The organism is Amycolatopsis sp. lyj-109, assembly GCF_046548995.1.
Taxonomy (GTDB): domain Bacteria; phylum Actinomycetota; class Actinomycetes; order Mycobacteriales; family Pseudonocardiaceae; genus Amycolatopsis.
On record NZ_JAJPWR010000004.1, the window covers coordinates 228,214 to 253,593 of the forward strand.

Annotated in this window: 22 protein-coding genes; 6 read left to right on the forward strand and 16 right to left on the reverse strand. The window is 70.5% G+C overall.

The window, feature by feature from the left end; genetic code table 11:
- The first annotated feature begins 57 nt into the window (after positions 1 to 57).
- Both ACLJQF_RS10820 and ACLJQF_RS10825 read left to right on the forward strand, forming a co-directional pair.
- The gene (locus ACLJQF_RS10820; protein ID WP_410608116.1) at positions 58 to 1,953 is read left to right on the forward strand and encodes a DHA2 family efflux MFS transporter permease subunit; all 1,896 of its coding nucleotides are present in this window, start codon (positions 58 to 60) and stop codon (positions 1,951 to 1,953) included.
- Entirely contained in the window at positions 1,950 to 3,590 is a 1,641-nt protein-coding gene (locus ACLJQF_RS10825) for an AMP-binding protein (protein WP_410608117.1), read from the forward strand. The genes ACLJQF_RS10820 and ACLJQF_RS10825 overlap by 4 nt, the downstream gene beginning before the upstream one ends.
- 37 nt (positions 3,591 to 3,627) lie before the next feature.
- Here ACLJQF_RS10825 and ACLJQF_RS10830 read toward each other — a convergent pair whose 3' ends face one another.
- The 3 genes from ACLJQF_RS10830 to ACLJQF_RS10840 form a co-directional block, all read right to left on the reverse strand.
- Entirely contained in the window at positions 3,628 to 4,971 is a 1,344-nt protein-coding gene (locus tag ACLJQF_RS10830) for a TolB family protein (protein WP_410608118.1), read from the reverse strand.
- Positions 4,972 to 4,996: 25 nt separating this feature from the next.
- On the reverse strand, positions 4,997 to 5,569 hold the full coding sequence (locus tag ACLJQF_RS10835) for an RICIN domain-containing protein (protein ID WP_410608119.1): 573 nt from the start codon (positions 5,567 to 5,569) through the stop codon (positions 4,997 to 4,999).
- Positions 5,570 to 5,652: 83 nt separating this feature from the next.
- A complete protein-coding gene (locus tag ACLJQF_RS10840; RefSeq protein ID WP_410608120.1) occupies positions 5,653 to 7,869 on the reverse strand; it encodes an ATP-binding protein in 2,217 nt (738 codons plus the stop codon).
- A gap of 379 nt (positions 7,870 to 8,248) precedes the next feature.
- Between ACLJQF_RS10840 and ACLJQF_RS10845 the strand changes: the two genes are divergently transcribed.
- On the forward strand, positions 8,249 to 10,363 hold the full coding sequence (locus ACLJQF_RS10845; protein WP_410608121.1) for an ATP-binding protein: 2,115 nt from the start codon (positions 8,249 to 8,251) through the stop codon (positions 10,361 to 10,363).
- A 95-nt stretch (positions 10,364 to 10,458) separates the two neighbouring features.
- Here the strand turns inward: ACLJQF_RS10845 and ACLJQF_RS10850 are convergent, their stop codons facing one another.
- The 6 genes from ACLJQF_RS10850 to ACLJQF_RS10875 all read right to left on the reverse strand — a co-directional run bounded on the left by ACLJQF_RS10850 (position 10,459) and on the right by ACLJQF_RS10875 (position 16,321).
- A complete protein-coding gene (locus tag ACLJQF_RS10850) occupies positions 10,459 to 11,634 on the reverse strand; it encodes an acyl-CoA dehydrogenase family protein (RefSeq protein ID WP_410608122.1) in 1,176 nt (391 codons plus the stop codon).
- The gene (sfnG, locus tag ACLJQF_RS10855; RefSeq protein WP_410608123.1) at positions 11,631 to 12,761 is read right to left on the reverse strand and encodes a dimethylsulfone monooxygenase SfnG; all 1,131 of its coding nucleotides are present in this window, start codon (positions 12,759 to 12,761) and stop codon (positions 11,631 to 11,633) included. Before sfnG ends, ACLJQF_RS10850 begins: the two co-directional genes overlap by 4 nt.
- A 443-nt stretch (positions 12,762 to 13,204) precedes the next feature.
- On the reverse strand, positions 13,205 to 14,143 hold the full coding sequence (locus ACLJQF_RS10860; RefSeq protein WP_410608124.1) for an ABC transporter substrate-binding protein: 939 nt from the start codon (positions 14,141 to 14,143) through the stop codon (positions 13,205 to 13,207).
- An 8-nt stretch (positions 14,144 to 14,151) separates the two neighbouring features.
- Positions 14,152 to 14,919 carry an amino acid ABC transporter ATP-binding protein gene (locus ACLJQF_RS10865; protein WP_410608125.1) on the reverse strand — a complete coding sequence of 256 codons (768 nt, stop codon included), beginning with the start codon at positions 14,917 to 14,919 and terminating at the stop codon, positions 14,152 to 14,154.
- Positions 14,916 to 15,839 (reverse strand): amino acid ABC transporter permease, encoded by a 924-nt coding sequence (locus ACLJQF_RS10870; protein WP_410608126.1) that lies wholly within the window; start codon positions 15,837 to 15,839, stop codon positions 14,916 to 14,918. The genes ACLJQF_RS10865 and ACLJQF_RS10870 overlap by 4 nt, the downstream gene beginning before the upstream one ends.
- On the reverse strand, positions 15,836 to 16,321 hold the full coding sequence (locus ACLJQF_RS10875) for a GNAT family N-acetyltransferase (RefSeq protein ID WP_410608127.1): 486 nt from the start codon (positions 16,319 to 16,321) through the stop codon (positions 15,836 to 15,838). Before ACLJQF_RS10875 ends, ACLJQF_RS10870 begins: the two co-directional genes overlap by 4 nt.
- Before the next feature lie 232 nt (positions 16,322 to 16,553).
- Between ACLJQF_RS10875 and ACLJQF_RS10880 the strand changes: the two genes are divergently transcribed.
- Positions 16,554 to 17,042, forward strand: coding sequence for a beta-class carbonic anhydrase (locus ACLJQF_RS10880; RefSeq protein WP_410608128.1), 489 nt, complete (start codon positions 16,554 to 16,556; stop codon positions 17,040 to 17,042).
- Between the two features lie 12 nt (positions 17,043 to 17,054).
- On the opposite strand, the gene ACLJQF_RS10885 is transcribed toward ACLJQF_RS10880, so the two are convergent.
- Positions 17,055 to 17,435, reverse strand: a complete 381-nt coding sequence (locus ACLJQF_RS10885; RefSeq protein WP_410608129.1) for a winged helix-turn-helix transcriptional regulator — start codon at positions 17,433 to 17,435, stop codon at positions 17,055 to 17,057.
- A gap of 97 nt (positions 17,436 to 17,532) precedes the next feature.
- Between ACLJQF_RS10885 and ACLJQF_RS10890 the strand changes: the two genes are divergently transcribed.
- Complete coding sequence (locus ACLJQF_RS10890; protein ID WP_410608130.1) at positions 17,533 to 18,372, forward strand: alpha/beta fold hydrolase; 840 nt, start codon at positions 17,533 to 17,535, stop codon at positions 18,370 to 18,372.
- Between the two features lie 21 nt (positions 18,373 to 18,393).
- Here the strand turns inward: ACLJQF_RS10890 and ACLJQF_RS10895 are convergent, their stop codons facing one another.
- From ACLJQF_RS10895 to ACLJQF_RS10920, 6 genes are all read right to left on the reverse strand, one after another.
- Entirely contained in the window at positions 18,394 to 19,530 is a 1,137-nt protein-coding gene (locus ACLJQF_RS10895; protein ID WP_410608131.1) for an LLM class flavin-dependent oxidoreductase, read from the reverse strand.
- 108 nt (positions 19,531 to 19,638) lie between these two features.
- Positions 19,639 to 19,821 (reverse strand): hypothetical protein, encoded by a 183-nt coding sequence (locus ACLJQF_RS10900; protein WP_410608132.1) that lies wholly within the window; start codon positions 19,819 to 19,821, stop codon positions 19,639 to 19,641.
- Positions 19,818 to 21,062, reverse strand: a complete 1,245-nt coding sequence (locus ACLJQF_RS10905; RefSeq protein ID WP_410608133.1) for a sulfite oxidase — start codon at positions 21,060 to 21,062, stop codon at positions 19,818 to 19,820. Before ACLJQF_RS10905 ends, ACLJQF_RS10900 begins: the two co-directional genes overlap by 4 nt.
- A gap of 104 nt (positions 21,063 to 21,166) precedes the next feature.
- Positions 21,167 to 22,033 (reverse strand): hypothetical protein, encoded by an 867-nt coding sequence (locus ACLJQF_RS10910; RefSeq protein WP_410608134.1) that lies wholly within the window; start codon positions 22,031 to 22,033, stop codon positions 21,167 to 21,169.
- Between the two features lie 56 nt (positions 22,034 to 22,089).
- Positions 22,090 to 23,385: an amidohydrolase family protein gene (locus tag ACLJQF_RS10915; protein ID WP_410608135.1), complete on the reverse strand. Its 1,296-nt coding sequence runs from the start codon at positions 23,383 to 23,385 to the stop codon at positions 22,090 to 22,092.
- Positions 23,379 to 24,005: a helix-turn-helix domain-containing protein gene (locus ACLJQF_RS10920; protein ID WP_410608136.1), complete on the reverse strand. Its 627-nt coding sequence runs from the start codon at positions 24,003 to 24,005 to the stop codon at positions 23,379 to 23,381. Before ACLJQF_RS10920 ends, ACLJQF_RS10915 begins: the two co-directional genes overlap by 7 nt.
- Positions 24,006 to 24,122: 117 nt before the next feature.
- On the opposite strand from ACLJQF_RS10920, the gene ACLJQF_RS10925 reads away from it, so the two are divergent.
- Positions 24,123 to 25,379: an amidohydrolase family protein gene (locus ACLJQF_RS10925; protein WP_410608137.1), complete on the forward strand. Its 1,257-nt coding sequence runs from the start codon at positions 24,123 to 24,125 to the stop codon at positions 25,377 to 25,379.
- Position 25,380: the final 1 nt, after the last annotated feature.

Genomic DNA, 25,380 nt, shown 5'->3' on the forward strand with positions numbered 1-25,380 from the left:
GTGCCTGGGGTCTCGCCCTAGTGCCCGCGAACGTGCCCGGCACGCAGGCTGCCTGTCATGAGCTTGTTCGTCCGGACCTTCGCCATCACCTCGTCGGCGTGGTTCCTCTTCGCACTGGACCGCCTGGCGGTCACCACCGCCCTGCCGGTGATCAGGACCGACCTCGGCGCCGGCCTCGCGGGCGCCGAGTGGACGGTCAACGCCTACACCCTGCCCTTCGCCGTGCTGCTGCTGGCCGGGGCGGCGCTGGGCGACCGCTTCGGCCGTCGTCGCATGTTCGCGATCGGCCTGGCGCTCTTCACCGCCGGGTCGGCCGCGGCGGCGCTCGCGCCGGACGTCGGGGCCCTGGTGACGGCCCGCGCGGTCCAGGGTGCCGGTGGGGCGATCTTCGCGCCGCTGTCCATGACCATGCTCAGCGCGGCCGCCCCGGCGGCCCGCCGCGGCGCGGTGCTCGGCGCGTGGGGCGGGGTCGGCGGCCTGGGTGTGGCCGCCGGGCCGCTTCTGGGCGGTGCGCTCACGAGTTTAGCCGGCTGGCAGTGGATCTTCTGGCTGAACGTTCCGCTCGGTCTGGTGCTGGTGCCGGTGGCCTGGCGGTGCCTGCGGGAGAGCCATGGCCCGCACGACCGGCTCGACCTGCGTGGCGTCGCACTCAGCGGCGCCGGCGTGTCCGGCGTGGTGTGGGCCGTGATCCAGGCGGGCGGCGATGGCTGGGCTCGCCCCGACGTGGTGGTGGCGCTGGCGTTCGGCGTACTGGCACTTGTGCTGTTCGTGGTCTGGGAGACGCGGGCGCCGGCGCCGATGCTGCCGATGCGCTTCTTCCGCCACCGGGCCTTCGCCGCGGCCAATCTCACCGCGCTGTTGAAGTACGCGGCGCTGTTCGGCGCGCTGTTCCTGGTCACCCAATTGCTCCAGACCGGGTTGAGTGCCTCGCCGCTCCAGGCGGGGTTGCGCATGCTGCCGATGGTCGTGATGCCGATGCTGCTGGCGCCGCTGGCCGGTGTCCTCTCCGACCGGTGGGGCGCGCGTCCGTTGATGGCGCTCGGGGTGGGGCTGGTCGCCACCGGCCTGGCCTGGCTCGCGGCGGTGACCGCGCCGGGCGTGGCCTACGGCGCGCTGGTGCCGGGGTTGATCATGCTGGGTACGGGTTCGGCGCTGTTCTTCGCGCCGGCGGCCGCCACCGTCCTCGGCGCGGTGGCGCCGGGTGAGCAGGGGCAGGCTTCCGGTGCGGCGACCGCCGTGCGGGAGATCGCCGTGGTCCTGGGGGTCGCGGCGATCTCCTCCATCTTCGCCGCCCACGGTGATCTCGGTTCCCCCGCCCGGCTCGTCGCCGGCTTCGTGCCGGCACTGTGGGTCGGCGCGGCGCTCGCCGGTACCGGGGTACTGGCCGCGCTCGCCCTTCCCCGCCCCGCCGGTGTGCGGGTGCGGACGGCCGGGCGCGGCGACCACGCGGCGATCCGCCGCGTGCTCAGCGCCGCCTATGCCCAGTACGCGGGCAAAGTCGCCCCCGAGGTCTGGGACGCCTACCGCGCCGATCTGCTCGACCTCGATCGGCACGCCTGCCACGGGCAACTGCTCGTCGCAGAGGTCGACGGGAAGATCGCCGGCTACGCGGCGTTCTACCCGGACGCCACCGTGCAGAACCTCGGCTGGCCGGGTGGCTGGGCCGGCGGCCGGGGCATGGGCGTGCATCCCGACTTCCGCGGCCGGGGCGTGGCCAACGCGCTGATGGCCGCGCTGGAACACCGGGCCCGCGAGTCGGGCGCCCCCGTCTTCGCCTTCCACACCTCCGGCTTCATGACCGCGGCACTGGCGCTCTACGCGCGCCTCGGCTACCGCCGCGCGCCGGAGTTCGACCGCGACATGAACGCCTACTACGGCCACGAAGCCTGCCGTCCCTGGGCGGCACTCGCCTACCTCAAGTACCTGCCCGCAGCACACGGAGGAACACGATGACCACCCTGTCCCACATCCTCGGCGCGACCGATCTCCCGCTGCTGGAGGAGACGATCGGCGACAACTTCGACCGCACCGCCGCCATGCACGGCGATCGCGACGCTCTCATCGAGCACGCGACCGGCCGCCGCTGGACCTACACCCACCTCAAGGCCGAGGTCGACGCGCTCGCGCACGGCCTGATCCGGCTGGGCGTCGAGAAGGGCGACCGGGTCGCCATCTGGGCGCCCAACTGTCCCGAATGGACACTGGTGCAGTTCGCCACCGCCAAGATCGGCGCGATCCTGGTGTGCGTCAACCCGGCGTACCGGAAACACGAACTGTCCTACGTGCTCAACCAGGCCGAGGTGCGCACGGTCGTTGCCGCGCCGGGCTTCAGGGGTGCCGACTACGCCGCGATGATCGACGAGGTGCGGCCGGGCTTGCCGAACCTGCACGACGTGGTGGTGATCGGCAGTCCGGAGTGGAACGCGCTGGCCGACCACGACGGCGATCCGCAGGTCCTGGCGCGGCGGCAAGCCGCGCTGTCCCCGCACGACGCGATCAACATCCAGTACACCTCGGGCACCACCGGCCACCCCAAGGGCGCCACCCTGACCCACCACAACATCCTCAACAACAGTTTCCTGACCGCCGAGGTCTGCGAAATCACCGAAGCCGACCGGATCTGCATACCCGTCCCGCTGTTCCACACGTTCGGCATGGTGATCGGGAACCTCGGCGCCACCACGCACGGCGCGTGCATGGTCTACCCCGCACCGGGTTTCGACCCGGCGGCGACCCTGGCCGCGATCGCCGAGCACCGGTGCACGGCCCTCTACGGAGTGCCGACGATGTTCATCGCCGAGCTCAACCACCCGGATTTCGCGAGCTTCGACCTTTCGTCGCTGCGCACCGGCATCATGGGCGGCTCGCCGTGCCCGATCGAGGTGATGAAGCAGGTCGTGACGCGGATGGGCATGACCGAGGTGACGATCATCTACGGCATGACCGAGACCTCGCCGGTGTCCACCCAGACCCGCGTCGACGACCCGCTCGACCGCCGGGTGTCCACCGTGGGCAGGGTGCACCCGCACGTCGAGATCAAGATCATCGACCCGGAGACCGGCCGGACCGTCCCCCGCGGCGAGCCCGGCGAGCTGTGCACCCGCGGCTATTCGGTGATGCTCGGCTACTGGGACCAGCCGGACAAGACCGCCGAGGCGATCGACACCGCCGGCTGGATGCACACCGGCGACCTCGCCACGATGGACGAGGACGGCTACCTCAACATCACCGGGCGGATCAAGGACATGGTGATCCGCGGTGGCGAGAACGTCTACCCACGGGAAATCGAGGAGTTCCTCCACACCCACCCCGACATCCACGACGTCCACGTCATCGGCGTCCCCGACGAACGGTACGGCGAGGAGATCATGGCCTGGATCAAACCGCGTCCCGGCGCCGCCGAGCTCAGCGCCGAGACCATCCGGTCGTTCGCCGGCGGGAAACTCGCGCACTACAAGATCCCCCGCTACGTCAACCTCGTCGACGACTTCCCGATGACCGTCAGCGGCAAGGTCCGCAAGGTCGAAATGCGCGCCACGGCGATCGAACTCCTCGGCCTCGACACCGCCGCGGCGATCGAACACGCTTGAAGACCTCGGCTCAGCACCGAACGACGGCAGGCGAGGATCAGCCGAGGTCGCGCAGGTACACGTTGGGGGTCCACATATCGGTGCCGGTCGCGAAGTTGGTGGCGACGGACTGGAACGCGACGTGCTTGCCGTCGGCCGAGATCGACGGCGTCGCGGAGTTTCCGTTGCCCTCCGTGCCGTTCCCGGCGACGCTGGCCCGGGTCGTGGTCGCGGTGTCGCGGTCGCGGACGAACACGTCCCCCACGCTGTTGCGGTCGAACGGCACGAGTCTCCACGCGAAGGAGTCGAACGCCGTGTACCGGCCGTCGGCCGAGATCGACGGCCGGACGCCCTGGGTGGTGCCGTCGCTGTCCTGCGCGCCCGTGGAGAGGACGTTCAGCCGGGTGACCGTCGACGTCTGCCGGTCGACCAGGAAGTTGTCGACCTTGCCGTTGGTGTCCCCCGGATTCGGCAGCAGGTTCCCCGCGGCCGACTGGTAGGCGACGTAACGCCCGTCGGCCGACATCGCGGCGAAATTGCTGGTGCCTTGCCCTTGGTCACCGTGGGCGTTGACGCTCACCCGATCGGTCAGCCCGGTCAGCTTGTCGTGCACGAACACGTCGGTCGCCTGGTTCGTGTCGGAGCTGGTCAGGGTCGTGGCGTCGGATTCGAACGTGACGTAGCGGCCGTCGGCCGAGATCGACGGCAGCTGGCTCGCGCCCCTGACCTCCACGCTGCTCGAATCGACGCTGACGCGGACGGTACGGTCCGACTGCTGGTCGTACTCGAAGACGTCCCGGACGCGGTTCGTGTCGCCGGGAACGAGATTGCCGGCGAACGAGTCGTACGCGATGAACCGCCCGTCGGCCGAGATCGCCGGGTGGAGGCTGTCGTCGTTGCCCGGGGCGCCCAGCAACCCGCCGCTGACCCGGCTCGTCCACCCGATCAACCGGTCGTGGACGAACACGTCCCGGAACACGTTGGTGTCGCCCGGAACCAGGTTCGTCGAGTCCGACACGAACGCGACGTAACGGCCGTCGGCCGAAATGGACGGTGCCCAGCTGGCGCCGTTCCCCCCGACGCCGTTGCGGTCGACACTGACGCGGGTGGTCACCCCGGCCACCCGGTCCCGCACGAACACGTCGTCGACCCCGTTGGTGTCGCCGCCGACGAGGTTCCGGGCCGAGGACCGGAAGGCCACGTACCGTCCGTCGGCGGACACCGACGGCTCCCCGCTCGCCCCGGTGCCCGGCTTGCCGTCGACGGCGACGCTGATCAACGTGGTGGAGGCCGCGGTTGCGGCGTCCGCAGTGCCACCGATGCCACCCGGTACCAGCGCCGCGATGGCCGCCGCGCACAGGGCGAGTCCGACTGTGCCGCGGCCGGTTCTCTGACTTCTCATCATTGCCCTTCTTTGTCCAAAAGATTCAGCGAGCCGGCTGGACCGGCTGGAACCGTTCGTTGATGAAGCCGTAGCAGGGGTTCTGCACCAACCGGCGATAGTTGTCGGTGTTGATGGCGTCCACCGAAAGGCACAGGCCGCTGTGCACGTTCTGGAACTCCGCGACCCCGTTGTAGTAGTCCCAGAGCATCCGCCACTGCTGGTTCGTGCCGACGAGGCAGGTGTACTGGATGATGGGGTTTCCCTGGTTCGTTCCGTAGGCGTAGTCGTCCAGGCACTTGCCGGTGCGCACGTTCTGCAGCCAGAACACGTTCGGGTCGTCCGTGGCCTGCCCCATCCGCCATCGCTGGTTGTTGCCGTAGTCGCAGGCGAGCTGGTCGACCGGGGCGAAGTCGTCGAGACGTCCCTTGTCGACCTGCACGCACTTGGGACCGCCGAGCCAGCTGCCTTCATTGGTCTGCCAGGCCAGCACGTCGCCGCTCACCGGCGGGTAGATGGTCCGGTCGGCGTAGGCGGGCGCGGCACCGCTCAGCACGAGTGCGGCGGTCGCGAGCGGAACCAGCACGGCGGTGCGGAGCACGCGAGGTAGCTGAAGCATGCGCGAACCCTAGGGATCACCACCCGTCCGGCTCCAGGCGGAACCGGCGGAAAAGTCGGCAGAACCGACTGTTTCCGCACCGATCAGCGGTCCGCGGCCATCGCGGGGTGCGCGCGGACGCGGGCCTGGTCCGGCAGGCCGATGGGGAACGTCAGCGCCTCGTGGAACAGCCGGGCGGCGCCACCCGCGTCGCCGCCGGCGGCGGCCGTCTCGCCGAGGGCGAGCAGCGCGAGCCCGGTCGCCTGGGCGTGTTCGGCCCGCCGGGCCAGCTCCAAGGCCCGCCGGCCGGTGGTGGTGGCGTCGTCCCAGCGGGCCAGGCCTGCCTGGGATTGGGCCAGCAGGGCCAGCGCGAACGCCTCCGAGCCCGGTTCGCCGAGAGCGGCGAACGTGGCGGCGGCCTCGGTCAGCAGGGTGGCCGCGCCGGCGTGGTCGCCGGTGTCGTTCCGCACGGCGCCGAGGTTGAGCTGGGCCACCGCGACGCCGCGCCGGTCGCCCAGCTCGCGCTTACGGCGCAGGGCAGCGGCGTGGTATTCGATCGCTTCGGCGTACGCGCCGCGGTCGTGCGCCAGCGCGCCCAGGTTGTTCAGCGCGATCGTCTCGCGGCGCGCGTCGCCCATGGTCATCGCCTGGTCCAGCACGCCGGTGTACGCGGCCGCGGCGTCGTCGTAGCGGCCGGCGAACTTGTGGGCGTTGCCGATCAGGGTCAGCGTCGCGGCCCGGCCGTCCGGGTCGGCGCCGAACGCCTCGGCGGCCGACGCGGCCAGCGCCAGCGCCACCTCCGGTTCGCCACTCTCGTTGGCGGTGACCGCGGCGCCGTGCCACGCCCACGCCCGGGCCTGCTCGGTGAGCGCGGCACCGGCCGCACCCGTGAGCATCCGCCGTCCCTCGGCGAACCGCCCCCGGGCCACGTAGTGCCTGGTCAGTGCGCGCACGGTTGCCACGCACAACAGGGCCGGCGCGGCGTCGACGGCGTGCTGGATCGCGGCCCGGACGTTGTCCTGCTCATCGCCCAGCCGGGGATCGCCATCGCGAACCAGGCGCAGGAAGTGCCCGGCGTGCGCCTCGCGATCGCCCACTCCGGTGAGCTGGTCCTCGACGACCTCGCGGATGGTGTCCAGCATGCCGATCCGGGGGTGGCCGGCCCGTTCGGTGACGGTGACCAGGCTGTGCGCGGCCAGCGTCGCCAGCGAAAGCGGCGGTGCGCCCAGCACGGCCTCGACGTCGACCGGGTCGGCGCCGCCGGAGAACGCGCCCAGCAGGCCGAACAACCGCCGGTCGGGATCGGTGAGCCCGCGCGTGCTCCACTCGACCGTGCGGCGCAGGCTCACGTGCCGGTCGGCCAGGTCCACGGTGTCGCCGTGCAGGTCGCGGACCTGGGCGAGCACCTGAGCCGGTGCCTGGGTGCGCAGCCGCGCGGCGGCCAGCTCCAGTGCGAGCGGCAGGCCGTCGAGACGGCGGCACAGCGCCGCGACCGCGACCGCGTTGTCCCTGGTGAGCGCGAACCCGGGCCGGACCGCGGCGGTGCGTTCGACCAGCAGCTGCACGGCCGCGTTGCCGGCCAGGCCCGCCGGGTCGTCGCTGTCCGGAGTGGACAGCGGGGCCAGTGGCCAGAGGTGTTCCCCCCGCAGTCGCACCGGCGACCGGCTGGTCACCAGGACGGTCAGCCCCGGGCATCCGGCCAGCAGCGTGGCCACGGTGGTGGCCGCCGCGGCCACGTGCTCGAAGCTGTCGAGCACCAGCAACCACCGCCCGTCGCCGATCAGCGTGACCGGGTCGGGCGTCCGCAGGGACTCGGCCAGCGCCTGCGGGACGTCGTCGGCGTCCCGCAGGGCACTCAGGTCGAGGCCGTGCACGGATTCGAACCGGCTCGCCACCCGCCAGCCGACCTCGAGCGCGAGGCGGGTCTTGCCGACCCCGCCGGTGCCGGTGATCGTGACCAGCCGCACCGGCGGATCCTGGACCAGGCGGAGCACCGCGGCGAGATCGCCGGACCGGCCGACGATCGAGGTGACCGGCGCGGGCAACGCCGGGCGGGCCGCGGTCCGCCTGCGGCGGGTGTCCGGCGGCGGCGCCGTCCGGGCGGACCGGCCGAACGCCTCCTGCTCCTCCGGCGTCAGGCCCAGCGCCCCGATGAGCGCACGCAGTGTTTCGCGCTGCGGACGCCGGGTGGCGCCCCGCTCGATCTCCCCGATCGCGCGGACGCTGATCCCGCTCGACTCCGCCAACTGCTCCTGCGAGAGGCCGCGGCTGCTCCGCAGCCCTGCCAGCATCTCGGCCAACGCCATCTTCCCCCCGTGCACCGCCACATAGTAAAGACGGCTGCGGAAGCGCCGCGGTTCGCTCCCAGGACTCGTCACCGGCAAAGCCGGTTCTTGAGCAAAGTGGCCGTTCTCGCCGCGCCAACTGGACAAATCGGGCAGTGCATGCGCGATGACAGACATCACGGAGTTGCGCGGATGGTTCACCCGACTGCGCGGCGCGGGAGCGCCCGCGCTCGAAGCCCGACCTGCGGCGGCCGCGTTCGGCCGTCGAGAACGCGAAGCAGGAGAGGAATTTTCCGACAATGTGTCGATATGGAGAACTCGAAATTGATCACCGTCGGACCGTTCATTCACATCACTCAGGTGTCGTAGCATCGGCCCTCTACAGGGAGCCTCACCCCCACTAGTATCGATCGCCGTGAACGTCTCCTGGGGTGGCAACCAAGTCGATGGCGCGGTTCCAGGTGCGGTCGTGCAGACCCAAGCGGTCAACGGAGACATCCACCTGCATCAAGCCGCGTCAGCCGGCGAATTGGTCCCACGACAGGTTCCGCCGTCGGCGGATCACTTCGTCGGCCGCATCGGCGAGCTCGACATTCTGGACAGTCTGCTGACCACCGACAATGAGCGAGCTCATTCCTGCGTGGTGAACGGCATGCCCGGAGTCGGCAAATCCACGTTGGTCTTTCATTGGGCGCATTCGCGGTCGGGCTGTTTTCCGGACGGTCAGCTCTACGTCGATCTTCGTGGAGCGGATCCGTCAGCGCCGCCGATGCCTCCCGGTGAAGCGCTTCGGACCTTCCTCGACGCTCTCGGCCTCGCTCCCGATTCGTGGCCGGGCGATTTATCCAGGCAGAGTGCATTGTTTCGGAGCCTCACCGCCGGCCGACGGATGCTCATCGTCCTGGACAACGCCAGTGACAGCCGGCAGGTCGAGCCACTGCTACCGGGAGGTTCGGCTTGCCGCGTCGTAGTGACCAGCCGTCGCCTCCTGACCAACTTCATCGCCCGATTCGGCGCGCGGCGCATCGCGCTCGAACCCCCTTCCCTGGACGAGGCGAAGGACATGCTCACCCGCATGCTCGGCGCCGAACGTGCCGCCGCGGAGCCCTCGGCGGTCGCGCGGTTCATCGACTACGCCGACCGGTTGCCGCTGGCCGTCGCGATCCTCGGCGGGAGGCTCGTCGAGGAGAGACTCTCTCTGGCAGCGTTGTCCGTGCAGGTGTGCGAGCAACGTTCGTGCTTGGACGGGCTGGACACAGGTGAGCCGGGATTGGGGGTGAGGGCGGTGATCTCCTGGTCGTACCGGGCGTTGACCCCGACAGCGGCGACCGTCTTCCGGATGACGAGCATGCATCCTGGCCCCGACTTCACCCCGCGATCGGCGGCCGCGTTGTCCGGGGTCGATCTTGCGGCGACGCGCGTGGCATTGACCGAACTTGTCCGAACGCACCTCATCGAACAGCTTTCCCCGGGCCGGTATCGCATGCACGACCTTCTCCGGCGGTACGCCCGAGAATTGACCACTGAAGCCACGGTGGCCGAAACCGCAATCGCAGGTCTGGCGGATTACTACTTGCACGCGGCCTGCGCCGCGAACGAACACCTCGGCTCGCCGTGGGACTCGTTGCCGCTCGCGCCGCCGCGCGCACCCGGACTCGCCGAGGGGTTCGCCAGTTCCACCGAGGCGTTGGCCTGGCTGGACACCGAACGTGCCGGCATCCTCGCCACGACGTCGATGCACCACGATGTGGTTCCGGACGCTTACGTGTGGCGGTTGGCCATGACGCTCGTCACCTACCTCGATCGGCAGGGACACCGGTACGACTTCCTGCAGTCACAACGATCGGCATTGATCGCCGCGCGACGTACCGGCGACGGCTGGGCCATCGCCATGACGCAGCGCCTGCTCGGCCGGGCCCACATCCGGCTCGAACAACTCTCGGAAGCCGTCGAACACCTTGAATCGGCGCTGGTGTACTTCGAGAGCTCCGGCGATCGCGTCGGGCAAGCCCACACCTGCTACGCCTTGAGCTACATCGCAGTGGTCCAGAGGCGACGTGACGACGCGCTCGTACTCGCCCGACGTACGCTTGACCTCGCCGACGGGTGCGGACGCCGGGTGTGGCTGGCAAAAGCCACCGGCAACCTCGGTTGGTGGCACCTGGAATTCGGCGAACCGGACCAGGCACTGGTCCTCATCCGCAGGGCACTCGACTTGTTCCGCACCCTCCGCACGGAACCCGACGGCGAGGCCCACACCCTCGAATGCCTGGGACGCGTGTACGCCGAACTGGAACTCCCGGACCTCGCCCTCAATTCCTATGCCGAAGCACTGCACCATCGACGCCACCACGGCAGCTTCTTCTGGCAGGTGCGAACTCATCGGCTGATCGCAGACACCCAGCGAGCCATCGGTGACCGGACCGCCGAGCGACAGGCCCTCGAAGAGGCCCTGCGGATCCTGGTGCGGTTGAGTGATCCCGAAGCCGGCACCGTCCGTAGCCGGCTCGCCGGGCTGGACACAGCGTAGAAAAGTTCCCGGCGAACCTCCTTGATCTCATCGACCGGAAGCCGGCGCCGCCGAAGTATCCGGCCGGGGCGTCCTCGCCCCGGCCGGAACTCCGCTCAGGTGTACCAGGTCGGAGTGGGATACCGGCCCAGCAGCGCGTACTCCCCCACCTCGCGGCGCTTGTAGGGCAACGGATCGTGCAGTGAGTGGGTCCGGAGGTTGCGCCAGAAGCGGTCCAGGCCGTGCTTCGACGCGGTCGCCCGGGCCCCGGTCAGCTCGAAGATCTTCGTCGCGATCTCCAGGCCGGTGTCCACCGTGCGTTGTTTGGCCGCGGCGATCAGGACGGCGACTTCGCCGCGCGCTTCGGGCGTCAGTTCCTCGCGCGGTGCGTGCAGCACGCGGGAAATCGCCACGCCCGCCTTGTCGGCCAGGGCTTCCGCGGCCCACAGCTTCGACTGCAGGTCGCCATAGCCGTCGAGGATGTACCACTCCTCCGAAGCGGCCCGCTTGTCGTCGCCGCCGTAGGGCCAGGCCCGGGTCCGGTCCTTGGTGTACGCGAGCGCGGTCTCCAGTGCGCCTTGGGCGATGCCGAGGTAGAAGTTGGTGAAGACGAGCTGGATGGCCGGCACGTTGAGTGTGTTGTAGACGAGCGGCTGGAACTTCCGGTCGACGTACCCGGCGGCCGACGCCCACGGCACTCGCACGTTTTCGATCGTGACGCTGCCGGATTCGGTGAGGCGCTGGCCGATGTTGTCCCAGTCGTCGTGGAAGGTGATGCCTTCCTGCTGCGACGGGACGATCGCGAAGATGTGGTCTTCGGTTCCTTCGAGGACGCCTTCCAGGACGGTGAGATCGGAGACCTTGCTGCCGGTGGAGAAGGACTTGTGTCCGGTGTAGACGATCGAGTCGCCGTCTTCGGTGATCGTCAGGTCGGAGTCGCGCGGGTTCACCGCGCCGCCGAAGAACAGGTTGCCGCTGGTGTAGAGCTCCTCGACGGCGGCCACCTGGGCATCGGTGGCCACCAGCCGCGCCGCCCAGGCCCACAGGTAGTGGTAGCCCAGCAGCTGGCCGATCGAGCCGTCGGCCCTGGCGATCTCGCGGATCACCCGGTACGCGGTGTCCCAGGTCTGCCCACCGCCGCCGTGCTCGACGGGGCCGAGCAGGGTGACCAGTCCATTGTCCTTCAGCAGCTGGACTTCCTGGTACGGGGTTCCGCCACGGTGGTCGCGTTCGACGGCGTCGACGGCGAGTTTGGCGGCGACCTCGCGGGCGCGTTCGATCCAGTCGGTCATGCCAGGCTCCTCACGGGTTCGGGTGTCGCGGCGCTGTGGTCGAGGTCCTTTTCGAGTTCCCTGATGATCGGCAGCACGTGCTTGCCGAAGTACTCGACCTCCTCCTGGAAGTGCAGGAAGCCGAGCAGCAGCAGGCTCGCGCCCCTCCGCTTGTATTCGATGGCGCGTTCGGCGATCTGCTCCGGGGTGCCGATGAGCCGGGTGCGGAAGCCGTCGTTGTACTGCACGAGGTCGGCGAACTCCGAGTCCGCCCACATGCCCTTCTTGTCGGCGGTGGAGCTGCCGGCCTGCTGCACGGCGGAACGGAAACCCTCGACCGCTTCCACGTTGGCTTTGGCGACGATCTCACGCAACACGTCCCGCGCTTCGGACTCGCTTTCGCGGGCGATCACGAAACCGTTCAGACCGAACCGGACGGCGTGGTCGTTCTCGGCGGCGTACCCGCGGACCTCGGCCACCTGCTCGCTGAACCCGTCGTAATCCTTGCCGTTGCTGAAGTACCAGTCCGACACCCGACCGGCCAGCTTGCGGGCGGCCGTGGAGTTACCGCCTTGGAAGATTTCCGGATGCGGGCGACCCTCGCTCGAATGCGGCTTCGGCTTGACGTCGAAATCGTGGATCCGGTAGAAGTCGCCGGCGAACTCGGCGTGGTCGTCCGTCCACACTTCCTTGAGGACCCGGATGAACTCTTCGGAGCGGCGGTAGCGTTCGTCGTGTTCCAGCCAGGGTTCGCCGAGCCCGGTGAACTCGTCCTTGAACCAGCCGCTGACGACGTTCACCGCGGCGCGCCCGCCGGACAGGACGTCCGCGCTCGCCACGAACTTGGCCAGCACACCGGGGTGCCACAGCCCGGGGTGCACGGCCGCGATCACTTTCAGCCGTTGCGTGGCCAGGAGAAGGGCGAGGCTGAAGCCAGTCGATTCGTGTTGGTAGGCGGCGCCGTAGCTTGCGGTGTAGCGCACCTGCGTGAGCGCGTATTCGAACCCGTTGTTCTCGGCGATGACCGCGAGATCCCGGTTGTATTCGTACCCCCAGTCGGTGCGCTGCTCGATTTCACTGGTGACGAGCCCGCCACTGACGTTCGGCACCCAATAGGCGAATTTCAGAGGTTCGTGGAGCTGGGTCATGATCGGCAGCGTGGGGTACGGCAGCACAGCACGGCAACGGCATCCACGAGATGAGAACCGGGTTTCCCAAGCACTGGAAGAACTGCCGCCGCGCTGTCCCGACGGCGCAGCGGGGTTTACAGTCCTCCGCGCGGGGCCCGTTCGCACTGGGCGACCTGGCCGAGCTCGGCGGCCTGATCCTCGTCGGCACGGCGGTGGCCACCACGGTGACCCTCCCCGTGGGCAGGCTGTTCGGGCTCGGCGGAAAGCCATCGTCGCTCCTTGCGATCGCCGTGCTCGCCGCGTACGACGCGCTGCCGCCGATCACCAGCAGATACGCGTGCGGGTGTCGGCCGCGACGCCCCCGCCCGCCGGCAACGCGCCCAGCGCGATGCCGAGATTGTTCCAGCTCCTCCCGCACCGTCTCGGCAACACCGACATCGCCCGGCGTCTGCTGAGCCGGTTCACTTCCGGGGCAGACCCTGCGGATTGATCTCCGAGGCCGGCAGCGCCTCCGAGGTGAGGTTCCAGCGCTTGAGGACCTCCGCGTACTGCCCGTTCTTGATCACCGTGTCCAGTGCCTGCTGCAGGGCCTTCACCAGGCCGTCGTCCTTCTTGGTCATCGCCGCGATGTCCGCCGGGACGGCGCCGCCGCCGGACACCGTGCCGACGACCTTGGTCTTCCCGTCGACGGCGACGTGGTAGGCCGAGGTCGGGTTCGGGCCGACGTAGAGGTCGATGCGGCCGGACTGCAGCGCCAGGTAGTAGTCGGAGGGCGCCTGGTAGTACTGGAACTTCACCGGCGCCAGCCCGGCCGCCTTGTTCCGCTGGTCCCAGCGCAGCAGGATCTGCTCCTGGTTCGTGCCGGCGCCGACCCCGACGGTGAGCCCCGCGATGTCCTTCGGCTCCTTCACCGCCAGGTTCTTCTCGCTCTTCACCTCGAACGCGATGGTGTCCTTGCGGTAGGTCGCGAAGTCGTACTTGTCCTTGCGTTCCTCGGTCACCGTGACGTTCGAGAACCCGGCGTCGAACTGCCGGTTCTCCACCGACAGGAACAGGTTCTCCCACGACGAGGCCCGCAGGTCGAGCTCGAGGCCGAGGACGTCGGCGACCAGCTGGGCGAGGTCGGGCTCGACCCCGATGACCGTTTTGTCGTCGTCGGCGCGGAACGACAGCGGCGGGGTGCCGTTGCCGGTGGTCCCGACGACCAGGGTGCCGCGGGCCCGGATGTCGGCGGGGACGAGCGCGGCGACCGCGTCGACCTTCTGCGTCCGGACGCGGTCCTGGTTCGCGGTGATGTTGACGCCGCCGGGCCGGTCGGCGGCGGGAGCGGTCGCTGCTTCGGGGCTGCCGCACGCGGCGAGCGCGAACACCGAAGCGAGCAGGAGGGTTTTCAGTTTCATGACTCTCCTCAAAGGACTGTTTCGACGAAGGCGCGGGTGCGGGCGTGGCGGGGGTTGTCGAGGACGTCGGCGGGCGGGCCTTGTTCGACCACGCGGCCTTCGTCGAGGAAGACGACGGTGTCGGCGACTTCGCGGGCGAAGCCCAGCTCGTGGGTGACGACGACCATGGTCGTGCCGGCCCGCGCCAGCTCACGGATCACGTCCAGGACTTCGCCGACCAGCTCCGGGTCGAGTGCGGAGGTGGGCTCGTCGAAGAGCAGGACGTCCGGTTCGAGCGCCAGCGCCCGCGCGATCGCCACCCGCTGCTGCTGGCCGCCGGACAACCGCCGCGGATACTCGGAGACCTTGTCTTCGAGGCCGACGCGGGCCAGCAGTTCGCGTGCCTTGGCCTCGGCTTCGGCGCGCGGACGGCGTTGCGCGGAGATCGGTGCCTCGACGACGTTCTCCAGCACGGTCAGGTGCCCGAACAGGTTGAAGTTCTGGAAAACGAACCCGATCCGGGTGCGCTGCTTGAGGATCTCGCGTTCGTTGAGTTCGTGCAGGCGGTCGCCGGAGCGGCGGTAGCCCATCAGTTCGCCGCCGACGCTGATGAAACCGCGGTCGGCGCGTTCGAGGTGGTTGATCAGCCGCAGCAGCGTCGACTTCCCGGACCCGGACGGCCCCAGCAGCACGGTGACCTCGCCGCGGCGCACCCGCAGGTCGACGCCGTCAAGCACGCTCAGCGCACCGAAGCTCTTGTGAACGCCTCGGACGTCTACCATGTAGTCCGCGCTCATGCCCGCCGCCAAGCTGCTCGCAGGCGTTGCAGCGGCGTCGGGGGCAGCGCCCGCCGGTCGCCCCGGCCGAAGTGGCGTTCGACGGAGAACTGCGCGACCGACAGGACGGTGGTCAGCGCGAGGTACCACGCGGTGGCCACCAGCAGCAATGGAATCACCCGGCCGCTGCGCGTGTAGATCACTTGCACCTGGTAGAAGAGCTCCGGCAACGCCATGACGTAGACCTGGGAGGTCGCCTTGAGGAGGCCGACGATCTCGTTGGCCGCGGTCGGCACGATCGTGCGCATCGCCTGCGGCAGCACGATCCGGCGGAACTGCCGCCCGGCCGGAATGCCCAGCGCCGCGGCCGCTTCACGCTGCCCCGCGTCCACCGAGAGGAAGCCCGCGCGCACGATCTCCGCGGCATAGGCGCCCTGGTGCAGGGCGAGACCGAGACCGGCGGCGAGGAACGGCGGGATCAGGCTCATCGTCCCCACCGAGACGAACGACGGCCCGAACGGGATGCCGAACGAGATCTCGTTGTAGAGGATGGCGAGGTTGTACCAGAACAGCAGCTGCAGGATCAGCGGAACCGACCGGAAGATCCACGTGTAGGTCCAGCTGACCGCGCGCAGCAGCGGATTCCGGGAGATGCGCATCAACGCCAGCACGGTACCGAGGAGGAAACCGGCCACGACGCCGAACAAGGTCAGTTCGAGCGTCAGCGCGACCGCTTCCAGGATCGATTTCTGGAAGACGAACCGGGTGAACGTCGGCCAGTCGAACGCCTTGTTGGTCACCAGCGCATGACCGGCCATCGCGACGAGAACCGCCACGACCGCAGCGGCGATCCAGGTCAGCGGGTGCCGCGCGGGAACGATCTTCAGAGCTTCTTCGGGTATCGCGGAGGGAGCGGGTCGCGTTCCGAGATCGCTGGTCATCTGGCCCCCACCGCGGCCGGAAGTGCTTTCGAGAACGACAACCGCGTCCGGGGCACCGCGTGGACGTCGAAGTGCGGCGTGTAGCCGGTGGCCAGGTAGAGCCCGCGAGCCTCGGGCTGGTTCGGGCCGGTGGTGAGGAAGATGCGGGTGTACCCGCGACGGCCGGCTTCGGCCTCCAGTTCGGCGACGACACGGCGGGCGAAGCCGTGGCCGCGGTGCGCGCGATGGGTCCAGATCCGCTTGAATTCCGCGGTTTCCCCGTCGTAGCGCTGGAAGGCACCGCCGGCGACGGCCTGGCCGTCCTGCACGAGCAGCAGCAGGCCACCCTCGGGCGGCGAGAAATGTTCGTCCGAGTATTCCCGGAGCTTGTGGTGCTCGTCGATGAGCGCGCGGTGGTACCGCGTCGCGTATTCGCGGGCGAGGTCGGCGAGCAGTGGCCGGACCCGCGGATCAGACTGGGCGACCCAGACGGATTCGGGCATGGGGGTACCTGTTCCGGAAAAAGAAAGGGAAGAAAAGCGCGGGCGCTTTCCGCGGACACGACGAACTCTAGGAAGCGTGCCGAGGCGGGTCAACGAACTGCCCGCGGATTCCAGATCCTGGACGAAGCGCCCGGCAGTCCGCAATGGATGGTCTCCCAGGTCGTGGGCACAGTTGCGGATGACCGCACGAGCGCGTCCACTCGGTCCACCCCACTACGCGAAAGGGACCACCATGTCGGTCACCGACGAGCTTCTGGCCAACAACGCCGACTACGCCGCGAACTTCACCGGACCGTTGCCGCTGCCACCGGCCAAGCACGTCGCCGTGCTCGCCTGCATGGACGCCCGCATCAACGTCTACGGCGTCCTCGGTCTCAACGAGGGCGAAGCCCACGTCATCCGCAACGCCGGCGGCGTCGTCACCGAGGACGAGATCCGCTCGCTCGCCATCAGCCAGCGGCTGCTGGGCACCGAGGAGATCATCCTCATCCACCACACCGACTGCGGGATGCTCACCTTCACCGACGACGGCTTCAAGAAGTCCATCCAGGAGGACGTCGGGGTCAAGCCCGCTTGGGCCGCGGAAGCCTTCACCGATCTCGACGAAGACGTCCGCCAGTCGATCGCGCGGATCAGGAACAGCCCGTTCATCCCGGAGAAGGACTCCGTGCGGGGCTTCGTCTTCGACGTCGCCACCGGAAAGCTGAACGAGGTGAAGTGACGATCCCGGGCTTCAGTCCCGCGCCACGGCGTTGGCCCGGTCGATCGCCGGCATGTTCTCCTCCGCCCAGGTGCGCAGGCCGGCGAGCGGCACTTCGAGGGAGTGGCCCAGGCCGGTGAGGCGGTAGTGCACCTTCGGGGGGACCGCCGGCTCCACCCGGCGCTCCACCAGGCCGTCGCGGGTGAGGCTCTGCAGGGTCACCGACAGCATCTTCTGCGAGACGCCGGGCATCCGGCGTTGCAGTTCGGCGAACCGCACCTCGTCCGGACCGGCCTCGGCCAGCACCTTGACCACCATGGACGTCCACTTCGTGCCGATCCGGTCCAGCAGCTTGCGGGTCGGGCAGGCGGGGTCGAAGAGGTCGCCGCGCGTGCCCTTCGGCGAGGGGGTCACCTGGAGCTCACCACCTGTCGGGAAAGTGCCGTCTTGGCCTGGCCGGGCCGGTTACCTAGCCTCATCTGGTAACCAATGGTAACCACCAGGAGGCACTGTGCGCGAGCAGCGGGTCACGGCGAACGGCATCGACATCACCGTGGCCATCACCGGGCACGGGCCCGCGGTCCTCCTCCTGCACGGCTTCCCGCACACCTGGCGGCTGTGGACCGCCGTCATCCCGCACCTGGCCCGCCACCACCGGGTCATCGCCCCGGACCTGCGTGGTCTCGGCGCGACCACCCGCGCCGCCGACGGCTACGACGCCGGCACCCTCGCGGCCGACGCCGAAGCGCTCCTCGATGCCTTGGCCGAACCGGAGGCGACCGTCGTGGGCATCGACGCCGGTACTCCGCCCGCGTTCCTGCTCGCCATGCGGCGCCCCGAGCGGGTCCGCCGGCTCGTCCTCATGGAGTCGCTGCTCGGGCGCCTGCCCGGAGCCGAGGACTTCCTCGCCGGCGGGCCGCCGTGGTGGTTCGGCTTCCACGCCGTCCCCGGCCTCGCCGAGACGGTCCTGGCCGGGCACGAGGCCGGCTATATCAGCTGGTTCCTCGACGCCGGCACCCGCGGCCGTGGCGTGCCGCCCGCGATCCGGGACCACTTCATCGCCGCGTACACCGGGCGGGACGCCCTGCGGAGCGCCTTCGGCCACTACCGGGCCATGCCCGAAAGCGCGGCGCAGATCGCGCACGCCACCGCGGCCGGCCGGCTCACCGTGCCCACCGTCGCGATCGGCGCACACCCGGTCGGCGACACCCTCGCCCGCCAGCTGCGCCCGGTGACCGACGACCTCACGGCTCACCTCATCGAGGACTGCGGGCACATCATCCCGTTGGACCGCCCCGATGCCCTCGTCCCCCTGCTGACGAGCGCCGCATCAGGCGAGGCATTGCCGTGACGGCGCCTCAGGACTTCCCGGTCACAGCACGGCCCCCTCGATGCTTGCCGCCGCATCCGGGACCGTGCGCCCGTGCACCGCAGGGCGCCCGCCGTACGGGTCCTGGTCCGTCCACAGTGTCGTCGGCACGGCCTTGCGCACCACGGGCACGACCTCGGAGGCGAACCGTTCGAGCATGTCCAGCTGCTGCTCGTGCGGGATCATCGTGGGCAGGCTGAACGACTGCAGGTCGTGTCCGTAGGCCTCGTGCCACCACAGGATCTTCTCGGCGATCTGCTGGGGACTGCCGACCAGGACCGGCCCGCGCTCGATGGCGTCGTCGACCGTCGGGAACTCCATCGGGTTTCCCGGCGTGTGGTTCCCCGGCTGGTTGAAGAACTCGACGATCTTCTCGTAGGTCGGGCCGAAGGCCTCGCGGGCTTCCTGCGTGGTGTCCGCCAGGTACAGGAATCCGGCACCCGCACCGACGAACGCGAAGCGCGGGTCGTGGCCGTGCTCGGCGTAATGCTTGCGGTAGTGCTCGATCAGCACCGTGTACCGGTCCCGCGGCTGCAGGGCGTTGGCCGAGAACAGCGGATCACCCCACTTCGCCGCCAGCTCCGCCGACGTCACCGTGGTCGCCGAACCGTGCCACACCCGCGGCGCGCCGGCGAACGGCCGCGGCAGGCTGCTCACCCCGTCCAGCGGCCCCCGGAAACGACCCGACCAGGTGACGTCCTCCTCACGCCAGAGCCGCCGCAGCAGCTCGTACTTCTCGGCGAGCGCGTCCCACTGATCGCCGTTCCCGATCCCGAACATCGGCAGCTGGCGCAGCTCGTTGCCCTTGCCGATCACCAGCTCCAGCCGCCCGCGGGACACCTGGTCGACCGTCGCGTAGTCCTCCGCCACTCGCAGCGGGTCGTGGATCGACAGCACCGACACCCCGGTCTGGATCCGCACCCGGCTGGTCGTCGCCGCGATCGCCCCCAGCAGCACGGTGACGCCGCTGCTCAAGAACTGCCCCGCGTGCCGCTCGCCGAGCGCGACGGCGTCGAACCCGAACTCCTCCGCATACCGCGCGGACGTCAACGACTGGGCGAAGCGCTCGTCCGTCCGGACCCGGCGACCGGTCACCGGATTCGTGAGGTGGGGCAGGATGTCCAGGACCTGGAATCTCATCACGCGGCTCCGTCCGCTTCGTGCAATGCCGTCATCGTGCCGCCGTCGAGCCGGGTGCCGTCAAGTCGTTCCACCCGCCGGGCATCCTTCACGCCGCGGCTAACCCGCTCAGCCCGAAACGATTCTGCGGAAAGTTTCCCTTTCCCTTCGCGAAAGCGGCACCCGCGGGACGTCGGCCACGGGCCGCGGCACCGGCACCGCCACCCCGGGTTCGAACGGCGGGACTGGCAGCACCAGCACCCAGCCCACGCCGGTCAACGCCCGGGTCAGTGCGCGAACCAGCCGCTTCATGCCGCACCGACCGTGACCGGGTGCCGGACCACCGCGCCGAACAGGTACCCCTGCGTGTTGTACGGCGCGACGTCCGGTTGACGCACGCCGGTGATGTCGGTGGCGCGCGCCCGCAGCGTGTACTCGCCCGCCTCGCGCGGCCGCCACGGGAACTCCCACCGCAGCCACCCGCGGTCGAGCGCGGGGCTGATCGGCTTCGCCGGCTGCCAGGTCACGCCGTCCGTGCTCACCTCGACCCGCCGGATCCGGCCGTGGCCCGACCAGGAGCGGCCGCGCAGCACGTGCCGCCCGGCCGTCAGCGTCGCGCCCCACGGCAGCTCGAACGCGCTCTTCACCACTTGCTCGGTGACGAGCGTGCCCTCGGCCGGGTAGTCCGGGCCCAGCAACCGGTAGTACTGCGTGTTCCACGGCGACACCAGCGGCGTCGCCGACACCTCGATCCGGCCCAGCCACTTGATCGACGCGATCCCGGCCCACGACGGCACCACCAGCCGCACCGGAAACCCGTGGTCGGGCGGCAGCGGCTGCCCGTTCATCTCGTACGCCAGCAGGACGTCTTCCAGCGCCTTCGCCACCGGCAGCGGCCGGCGCACCTTGCCGAGGTTCACCCCGCCCGTCACGTAGTCCGCGTCGAGGCCCTCCGGCAGGACGTCGACGGCGTGGCGGGACAGCCCGGCCCGGGCGAGCACCGTCGCCAGCCGGACGCCACGCCAGCGGGCGACCCCGACCGCGCCGAGCTTCCACGCCGTCCCGCTGACGGTCTGGCCCTGCTGGCTGGTGAAGAAGCTCCGCCCGTTGCCCGCACATTCGATGAACGCGGTGAGCGTCTCGGACGGCAGTGCGCGCAGGTCCCGGTAGGTGAACTCGACCGGCCCGCCGCGCAGCCCGGAGCCGAACAGCTTCAGCCGCCAGCCGGCGGCATCCAGCACCGGCGTCGACGTGTGGTCACGGACGAAGAACCGATCGACCGGCGTCAGGTACCCCTGCCCGCTCATCGCTTCCCAGCGCGTCTCGGCGTTGCTGCCGTGGACGTCGAACAGCTCCGGCGGCAGGGGTTTCACGATCGGGCCCGCGGCCATCGCCGGGCCGGCCGCCGTGCCCGCCGCGGCCAGGGCGAGCCCACCGGCCGCCGTCAGCCGCAGCAGGCCGCGCCGGCTCAATCCCGGCATGCGAGCTTGTCCCGCCTGCCACTGCGCGACGCGCACCCGGTCGTAGGCGGTCTCTTCGTTCAACGCCGTCATGCAGGCATTCTCGGGACCCGGTTCCCGGACGGCCAGCACGTCCACACAGCGGAACAAGACCCGGCAACGGAGGGTTTCTCCCGCCCTGCTCGACGGCCGGGGATTCAGCCCGGATTCGCCTCCGGCGGTCGATCACGGCCACCGGCCGGTGCCGCGGCGAGCCCGCCGGGTTCACCACCCCGTGGTCCGGCCAGCCGCCGCCGGAGGTCGAGCACGGCCTTGGCCCTCGCGAACTCCACCGGGGTGAACGGCAGCGACGGCCGGGTCACCACCACCACAACGCCGTCGGTGTCCACCAGCCTCAGCACCGTTCCGTCGATGCCTTCACCGGCCCTCTTTCCGCGACGCCCGGCGGGTTTCCGTTCGATGCCGCAAGCCCCCAGCACCGCCGTCAGCAACCGGGCCAGGTCCGGTTCCTCCGCAGCCGCGATCGTCAGCACGCGGGTCGGCAGGTCGACGAACTCGTGCACGTCCGCCGGGACGACCCGCACGTCCCGGCCACCGCCCAGTTCGGTGACCGTGGCGATGTCCGCCGCCGCCGCGCCGTCCGGCGCGCGGACGAGGAACTCGTCGACCACGCCGTCCGGAACCGCGAGCACCTGCAACGAGACGATGTCGTAGCGGTGCGCCGCCAACGCGGCCGTCACCCCCGCCAAACTCCCCGGCACGTCACGCACCGTGGCGCGCACCCGCCACGCCACCCCGGTCCGCAGTGGATCTTCGTCCGCGGTGCCGCGCGCCCGCTCCGGCCGCGGACGGTGGGTCCACCACCGGCGCCACCCGGCGGTGGCCACCAGCAGCCCACCCAACGCGAACAGCACGACCGGCCCGACGCTGTTGTGGGACAACGTGCTGACGAACAGATCCGCGACCCCGGTGGCGATGAACAGCGCCGCAAGCTCGATCAGCTCACGGCTGATCGAGGTCCTCGCTCGCTTGCCGGTCTTCGGCGGTACCTCGGCTTCGGTCATGCAGCCAGCGTCCGGGCTTTCCTTTACCCCGCCCTCGCCGTTCTGTCACGATCCAGTTAAACCGTCGGTGGTGTGCGGGCGAGCCGTTCGCGCAGGCGCGCCGCGACCTCCGCCTCGTCGGCCGTGACCAGCCGGTAGTCCCGCACGACAACACGTCCCCCGACGACCACGTGCTTCGGCCGCCGGCCGGGCGACGCCCACAGCAGTCCCGCGATCGGATCGTGCACGCCCGCATCGGCGACACCGGACACGTCCCACACGCACAGGTCACCCGCCGACCCGGCACCCAGCTGCCCGAGCTCGGGCCGGCCCAGCCCCGCGGCGGAACCCGCCGTGGCCATCCCGAGCACGGTGCGCGCGGGAAGCTGTGCCCCCACGAGACCGGACACTTGAAGGGCGAGCCGCGCATCGGCGAGCAGGTGCCCGGCGTCGTTGCTTCCCCCGCCACTGGTCCCCAGGCCGACGACGACGCCCGCCTCGATCAGCGCGGCGACCGGCGCCACGCCCCACCCCATGGGCACGTCGCACCCCGGCGCGTGGGTCGCGGTCACCCCCGCCCGCGCGAGCAGGCGGATCTCCCCCGGCGTGACGTCGCACAGGTGTGCAACGGTGACGTCCGGTGCCAGCCAGCCCCATTCGTGGAGGAGCTGGAGCGGCCTGCGCCCGTAGCGCTCGACGGCGATCGCGGTGTCGACCTGCTCGTTGGCCTGAGTCCGGCGGCGCAGGCCGTAGCGGGCCGCGACCGCACCAAGGGCCGCGAACGTCTCCCGCGCGTCGGAATGGACCCCGGCGGGGCCGACCGCGACCTGGAGCATGCCGTCCGGCGAGATCCCGCAGGCGGCCCCGGGAACGAGCGCGGTCACGATGGCGTCGGCGGACTCGCCCGCCCACTCCGGATCGTCCCGCGCCGAGCCGCGCACGAAGACGAGCCGGGCACCGAGGGACCGGACGGCCTCGGCCGTCGCCCTCGCGAGGGCGACCGTGTCCGCGATCGCGGCGCCGTGCGGCCAGTTCAGATGGTGGTCCGCGATGGTCGTGACACCGCACAGGAGGCTTTCGGCGGCACCCACCGAGGCGGCGACGGCGTAGGCCTCCGGGTCGTGGCCCACCCGCCCGTAGGCGGCGGCCATCGCGGGCAGCCAGTCGGCCATCGGCACCCCCCGCGTTCCGGGCAGGGTGCGGAACGCGCTCTGCAGGAGGTGGTGGTGGGCATTGACGAGCCCCGGCGTCACCACGCACCCTGAGGCGTCGAGTACCGTCCGGTGCGGGGAACCGTCGTCGAGCGCGAGATCACCACTGTCCTCAGTGGACGAATCGACGAGAATGCGGTCGGCGCCCCGGATCGTCAGCACGCCTGTTTCACCACGACGAGGTGGAACCGTGATCCGTCGGGCGAGCACCAGCGGTGTGCCGTGCCGCCCGGGTAGTAGACGGAGTCCCCCACGTCGAGCCGGACCGTCCCGTCCTTCTCGAGGTCCAGCAGGAGCGCCCCGCCGACGACGTGGACGAACTCGTCCTCGGGGTGGCGGAAGTAGTCCCCGAATTCGGAGCTGGTCCCGGTCCACTCGATCGGATCGAACGCCCGCCTGCCGCGCGTGAGCAGCCTGACCTCGCCGTGGGGGAACCGGTTGCGGGCGCCCTCACCGGCGCGCAGCACGTCGGCTCGCCCGCTCTCGGCGTCCGGCAGACCCGGGGCACCGGCCGCGATGAGCTCGACCTGGGTCGTGCCGAGCGCCTTCGCGATGCGGTCGAGCGAAACCATGCTCGGCCGGGTGTGGCCCCGCTCCAGCTGGCTGAGGAACGGGTGCGAAAGTCCGGTGCGCCCCGCCAGCTGGACGAGCGTGAGGCCACGAGAGCGGCGCAGCTCGCGGATGCGCGCGCCGACTCGCTCGGACTGCTCGTCCACGACGCGTGACGGCGCGGGGTCGGCTTCCTTCACGGTGAGCGCCGCACCGGGTCGCAGGGGCAACACAAAGAACACGGGGTTTTACACATCGGCAATCTCGGCTCCGTACTGTCGGCCAATGTTGATGCGGTCAACATTTACACCATCCCCGCGGTTCCGCACCACCCCGACACCGGAGAGCACATGGCCGACTCGCTGCCCCGCCCGATTGCCGCGGTGTGCAACGCGAAGCTGCCCGACGGGCGCGTCGTCGACCTCTCGATCGCCTCGGGCGTGGTCACCGGGATCGCCGCCGCGGGCACGGCCGAGCCGCTCGGGCCGACGCTCGATCTGCGTGGCCGGCTGCTGCTCCCCGCCCCGGCCGAGCCGCACGCGCATCTCGACAAAGCCCGGAGCTTCGACGCCGTCAACCCGAAGCTCGGTGACCTCGGCTCCGCGATCGACGCGTGGCGGCGCCATGCGTCGGCGATGAGCGTCGAGTCGATCGTCGAGCGCGCCCGCGCGCAGGCCCTCGCGATGCTCGCCGCGGGCACCACCGCGATCCGGTCCCACGTCGACGTCCTCGGCGACGGCGGCGCGGGCCTCGAAGACGTGACGCGCGGAGCCCGTGCCCTGGTACAGGTCCGGGACGAGCTCGCGGGCCTGATGGACATCGAACTCGTGGCGCTCGCCGCACCGGACTGCCCCGACCAGCACGTGGAAGCGGTCCTGGACGCCGGCGTCGACCTCGTCGGCGGCGCTCCGCACCTCGCTCCCGATCCCGCGGCGGACCTCGCGCGGCTGCTCGCGCTCGCGCAGCGGCGCGGGATCGGTGCCGACCTCCACGCCGACGAGAACCTTTCCGGCCCCGTCACCCTCGACGCCTATGCCCGCGCGGTGCGCGACTGGCCGGCCGGCCGCTCGCGCACGGCAGGCCACTGCGTGCGGCTCGGCACCCTCGAAGCCGCGCGCCGGGACGCGATCATCGCGGACGTCAAGGCCGCGGACGTCGGCATCGTCACCCTTCCCATCACGAATCTCTACCTCCAGGGCTGGGAGCACCCCGTCTCGACGCCGCGCGGTCTCGCGCCGCTGCGCGAGCTTCTCGACGCGGGCGTCCGCCTGGGGGCCGGGGCGGACAACGTGCGCGATCCGTTCAACCCCGTGGGCCGCGGCGACGCACTCGAAACCGCGTCGCTGCTCGTCACGGCGGGCCATCTCTCCCCGGAGGAGGCCTACGGCCTCGTGAGCACCGGTGCGAGATCCGTCATGGGGCTGCCACCCGCGGGGGCGGTGGTCGGCGCCCAAGCCGACTTCCTCGCCATCCGGGCCGTGAACCTCGTCGACGCGATCGCCACCGCGCCCGCCGACCGCATCGTCATCCACCGCGGCCGCGTCGTCGCGATCACCGAGGCACACCGCGAACTCCCGGCACTGCCGGTCTTCGTCCCCGCATCCTGAA

What these genes read in the sequence shown, in the direction of transcription:
- ACLJQF_RS10820 (WP_410608116.1), top strand. Translation starts at nt 58, where the DNA reads ATGAGCTTGTTCGTCCGGACCTTCGCCATCACCTCGTCGGCGTGGTTC.
- ACLJQF_RS10825 (WP_410608117.1), top strand. Translation starts at nt 1,950, where the DNA reads ATGACCACCCTGTCCCACATCCTCGGCGCGACCGATCTCCCGCTGCTG.
- ACLJQF_RS10830 (WP_410608118.1), bottom strand. Translation starts at nt 4,971, where the DNA reads ATGAGAAGTCAGAGAACCGGCCGCGGCACAGTCGGACTCGCCCTGTGC.
- ACLJQF_RS10835 (WP_410608119.1), bottom strand. Translation starts at nt 5,569, where the DNA reads ATGCTTCAGCTACCTCGCGTGCTCCGCACCGCCGTGCTGGTTCCGCTC.
- ACLJQF_RS10850 (WP_410608122.1), bottom strand. Translation starts at nt 11,634, where the DNA reads ATGACCGACTGGATCGAACGCGCCCGCGAGGTCGCCGCCAAACTCGCC.
- sfnG (WP_410608123.1), bottom strand. Translation starts at nt 12,761, where the DNA reads ATGACCCAGCTCCACGAACCTCTGAAATTCGCCTATTGGGTGCCGAAC.
- ACLJQF_RS10860 (WP_410608124.1), bottom strand. Translation starts at nt 14,143, where the DNA reads ATGAAACTGAAAACCCTCCTGCTCGCTTCGGTGTTCGCGCTCGCCGCG.
- ACLJQF_RS10865 (WP_410608125.1), bottom strand. Translation starts at nt 14,919, where the DNA reads ATGAGCGCGGACTACATGGTAGACGTCCGAGGCGTTCACAAGAGCTTC.
- ACLJQF_RS10870 (WP_410608126.1), bottom strand. Translation starts at nt 15,839, where the DNA reads ATGACCAGCGATCTCGGAACGCGACCCGCTCCCTCCGCGATACCCGAA.
- ACLJQF_RS10875 (WP_410608127.1), bottom strand. Translation starts at nt 16,321, where the DNA reads ATGCCCGAATCCGTCTGGGTCGCCCAGTCTGATCCGCGGGTCCGGCCA.
- ACLJQF_RS10880 (WP_410608128.1), top strand. Translation starts at nt 16,554, where the DNA reads ATGTCGGTCACCGACGAGCTTCTGGCCAACAACGCCGACTACGCCGCG.
- ACLJQF_RS10895 (WP_410608131.1), bottom strand. Translation starts at nt 19,530, where the DNA reads ATGAGATTCCAGGTCCTGGACATCCTGCCCCACCTCACGAATCCGGTG.
- ACLJQF_RS10900 (WP_410608132.1), bottom strand. Translation starts at nt 19,821, where the DNA reads ATGAAGCGGCTGGTTCGCGCACTGACCCGGGCGTTGACCGGCGTGGGC.
- ACLJQF_RS10905 (WP_410608133.1), bottom strand. Translation starts at nt 21,062, where the DNA reads ATGACGGCGTTGAACGAAGAGACCGCCTACGACCGGGTGCGCGTCGCG.
- ACLJQF_RS10910 (WP_410608134.1), bottom strand. Translation starts at nt 22,033, where the DNA reads ATGACCGAAGCCGAGGTACCGCCGAAGACCGGCAAGCGAGCGAGGACC.
- ACLJQF_RS10925 (WP_410608137.1), top strand. Translation starts at nt 24,123, where the DNA reads ATGGCCGACTCGCTGCCCCGCCCGATTGCCGCGGTGTGCAACGCGAAG.